Source organism: Sphingobacterium sp. T2 (assembly GCF_000814685.1).
GTDB lineage: Bacteria > Bacteroidota > Bacteroidia > Sphingobacteriales > Sphingobacteriaceae > Sphingobacterium > Sphingobacterium thermophilum.
In genome coordinates, this window is the sequence record NZ_JXAC01000150.1 from 1 (window position 1) to 3,145 (window position 3,145).

Annotated in this window: 5 protein-coding genes; all 5 read right to left on the reverse strand. The window is 40.0% G+C overall.

Annotated features, from left to right (window positions below; translation table 11 throughout):
- Window positions 1–147 precede the first annotated feature (147 nt).
- The gene (locus SD31_RS10080; RefSeq protein WP_039054031.1) at window positions 148–1,080 is read right to left on the reverse strand and encodes a hypothetical protein; all 933 of its coding nucleotides are present in this window, start codon (window positions 1,078–1,080) and stop codon (window positions 148–150) included.
- Window positions 1,081–1,190: 110 nt separating this feature from the next.
- A complete protein-coding gene (locus SD31_RS10085) occupies window positions 1,191–1,412 on the reverse strand; it encodes a DUF2795 domain-containing protein (protein ID WP_002996718.1) in 222 nt (73 codons plus the stop codon).
- 60 nt (window positions 1,413–1,472) lie between these two features.
- Window positions 1,473–2,069, reverse strand: coding sequence for a lysophospholipid acyltransferase family protein (locus tag SD31_RS10090; protein WP_316929847.1), 597 nt, complete (start codon window positions 2,067–2,069; stop codon window positions 1,473–1,475).
- A gap of 16 nt (window positions 2,070–2,085) precedes the next feature.
- On the reverse strand, window positions 2,086–2,271 hold the full coding sequence (locus SD31_RS19090) for a hypothetical protein (protein WP_231561435.1): 186 nt from the start codon (window positions 2,269–2,271) through the stop codon (window positions 2,086–2,088).
- A gap of 96 nt (window positions 2,272–2,367) precedes the next feature.
- The coding region (locus SD31_RS10095) for a M20/M25/M40 family metallo-hydrolase (RefSeq protein ID WP_039054032.1) at window positions 2,368–3,145 on the reverse strand (778 nt) is incomplete at its 5' end.

Below are 3,145 nucleotides of genomic sequence, written 5' to 3' on the forward strand. Positions count from 1 at the left end.
AATAAATGTTTAATAAGCTGCTGGTCGTCAGTTRGTTGCTCACGGTATCCTGTCCGAAGAGTGTGATGCTTTGCAAGAAGAGAAGAAAAGTAAATAGAAGTCTCATGATTATGATTTTTATATACGACTGTAGGAATCCACAAAAGATTAACGTAACGGAAGATAGTAACGCAAATTTAGAAGAAATGAATGTTTGCTTTCATTAGCGTCATTCAGTTTTGTTCTTAAAACGCCTTGGGTGGTAGTATAAGCAAAGTCTTTGCCGTCTTGTATGGAGTAATGATTAAATGTATAACTTAAACCTACTTCTGTCCTCGTAGAGAGCACGTAGTATAGTCCCAAAGATGATAGAAGGCGTGTGCCGATTCCTTGGTGTTCATAGCTTTTAGGTTGCTCGAAAATGTCCCGTAAGTTCCAGTGTCCATACGCATTGTAATTAGCCCGATATCCTTCCATATCCACCTCCATAGTCCATTGCGTTGAGAGGTTATAGGATAAGTTTATTCCAAGACCATAGCTCGGAAAACGGTATTTGTAATAGGAATTTAGATTCGAAATATAGTTAGGATGCGAAGCAGTCCAATTTTTGTCGTTGAGTAGGTAAAGCTGCTTCATCGAATAGTCGACAGAAAGGTACGTAGCGAGCGACAACGTAGAGTTTCTCACCCAAAAATAACCCGGTTGGAGACGCAGGGAATAGCCCCAACCTTTGTGGTTGCTGTGATGTGACTGGTTATACGCCAAGGTTCTGTTGTCACCATCGTAGTCGGTATCGGCAACGTTACCCATGAAGGTGCTGTTGACCGAAAGGCTTGTTCTTAGATAAAAGCTTCTATGTGCCAAACGTATGTCGGCGCCCAAGTCTATCTGGTTGGTAGGATCCCATATTAGTTCGGAAAGTATATTGGGACTGGTGCCGCGTTCGTTGCCAGCAATGTTAAAGGTAGTCTTGGAAAAAGAATATCCTATTTTGGGCTGGATGATAAGCGTGGTAGGGCTTTCATTCTCTACAGAGGGGACTTGCCCGAAAATTTTGGTGCTAAAGCACAGAAAAATTGCTATAAGGAAAAATTGTCGCATACATGTCTTTTCAATAAAGACAAAGGTAAGCGAATTTCGTTTAATTCAATTTAGGGTTTCTTGTAAATAAAAATCGCACTCTATAGTAGGAGTGCGATTTTTATTTGAAATTAGTATTCGTCTTCATTGAAAAAGAAATCATCTTTAGTTGGATAGTCTGGCCAAATTTCTTCGATGTTTTCGTAAGGCTCACCATCATCCTCTAAAGCTTGAAGATTCTCTATTACTTCAACAGGAGCACCAGAACGAATTGCGTAATCGATTAACTCATCTTTTGTAGCAGGCCATGGTGCATCTTCTAAATGCGATGCTAATTCTAGAGTCCAATACATAGTCTTACAATTTTAGTTTTCACTTTTCGCAAAAATAATATATTATTTAATAATTGCAAGTTAAATGAAATGTAATTTACATTTCTCTGTTATACAGTTATTTATAAGGTTAAAACGTTTTATTCCTGCGTCCAATGTTCGTTCATTTTGTTGTAAATCGTAATTTTGCAGATCATCAAACTCTCCTTGTGTAAGGGTTTGTGTGTCAATAGGTTTTAGTACCTTGATATGTATTGTGCCTGGTCTGGAACCATACTTTTGTCCGTCATCCCATAGAACCTTCCAAGCATCCTGAATGACGATAGGAAGGATACATACCTTGTTGTCAATGGCCAGTCGGAAAGATCCGGATTTGAATTCGCTAAGTTTTGGTGGATAGATATCGTTGATTCTTCCTTCGGGGAAGATGACAATGGATTTACCTTCTTTAAGGTACTCATCTGCTTTCTTATAGGCACGGAAGGAAGACATTTTACTCTTTCGGTCCACAGGAATATCTATGCTTTTGAAAAAGATGCGTGTCACCGGATTTTTGAGTAGTTCAATCTTCCCCATGAAGGAGAAAGGCTGGGGACACAGATAGGTCAATACGGTAATATCCAGAATGGATGTGTGGTTGGGGCAAATAACATAAGGTCTGCTCCAGTCAATATTAATCTTTCGTAGGTGGACTTTAAATCGTTATTCCTACCAGATGGATAGCCATGATACTGATCCATTTGCGGCACCATACGATCTGCTTATAATATTTTTGAGGCTGTCTGGTGAAGAAATAGAGGATAGGGTAGAACGGAATGAAAAATAAAAGTACAGCGGCAAAGTATAGTAGAGTATGTATTTTCCTGAGAAGTTTGATCATAAAAAGTTCTATCTAGTTTAGATTTGCTTGTACGAAGATAAAAAAATAATAGGTCTATAAAGCTATAGACCTATTATTAAAAATATGCTGTTTTTCTTACTTGCTTAATTCAGCGTAATATTTGTGGAACAAAGGAATGGTTTCGATTCCTTTGAGGTAGTTTTCTATGCCATATTTTTCATTTGGCGAGTGAAGGTTGTCGCTGTCCAATCCGAAACCTAATAATACAGTCTTGATGCCCAATTCTTTTTCGAACAAAGCTACGATAGGAATAGAGCCGCCACCGCGTGTAGGGATAGGTTTTTTGTTGAAAGTTTCTTCCAACGCCTTTTCTGCCGCTTTGTAAGCGATGCTATCTGTAGGCGTTACGACTGGTTCTCCACCATGGTGTGGCTTCACTTCTACCTTCACCGATTTAGGGGCGATAGATTCGAAGTGTTTTTTAAACAGTTCGGTGATACGGTCCGAGTTTTGATTCGGAACTAGGCGCATAGAAATTTTAGCGTAAGCTTTTGAAGGCAATACGGTTTTGGCGCCCTCACCAATATATCCTCCCCAGATACCGTTAACTTCCAATGTAGGACGGATTCCCGTACGTTCTATTGTGGTGAAGCCTTCTTCTCCCCAAAGTTCTTCCACGCCAAGATCTTTTTTGTATTCTTCAGCATCAAAAGGAGCTTCGTTGAGTGCTTTTCTTTCTTCTGCCGACAGCTCTACGACGTCATCGTAGAAGCCTGGGATAGTGATGTGGTTGTTTTCATCGTGTAGGGAGGCAATCATTTTAGCTAATATAGTCGCTGGGTTAGCTACCGCACCTCCATAAACACCAGAGTGCAGGTCACGGTTAGGGCCTGTAACTTCCACCTCTACGTAA

Coding starts and splice junctions, on each gene's coding strand:
- SD31_RS19090 (WP_231561435.1), bottom strand. CDS start 2,271: ATGATCAAACTTCTCAGGAAAATACATACTCTACTATACTTTGCCGCT.
- SD31_RS10080 (WP_039054031.1), bottom strand. CDS start 1,080: ATGCGACAATTTTTCCTTATAGCAATTTTTCTGTGCTTTAGCACCAAA.
- SD31_RS10085 (WP_002996718.1), bottom strand. CDS start 1,412: ATGTATTGGACTCTAGAATTAGCATCGCATTTAGAAGATGCACCATGG.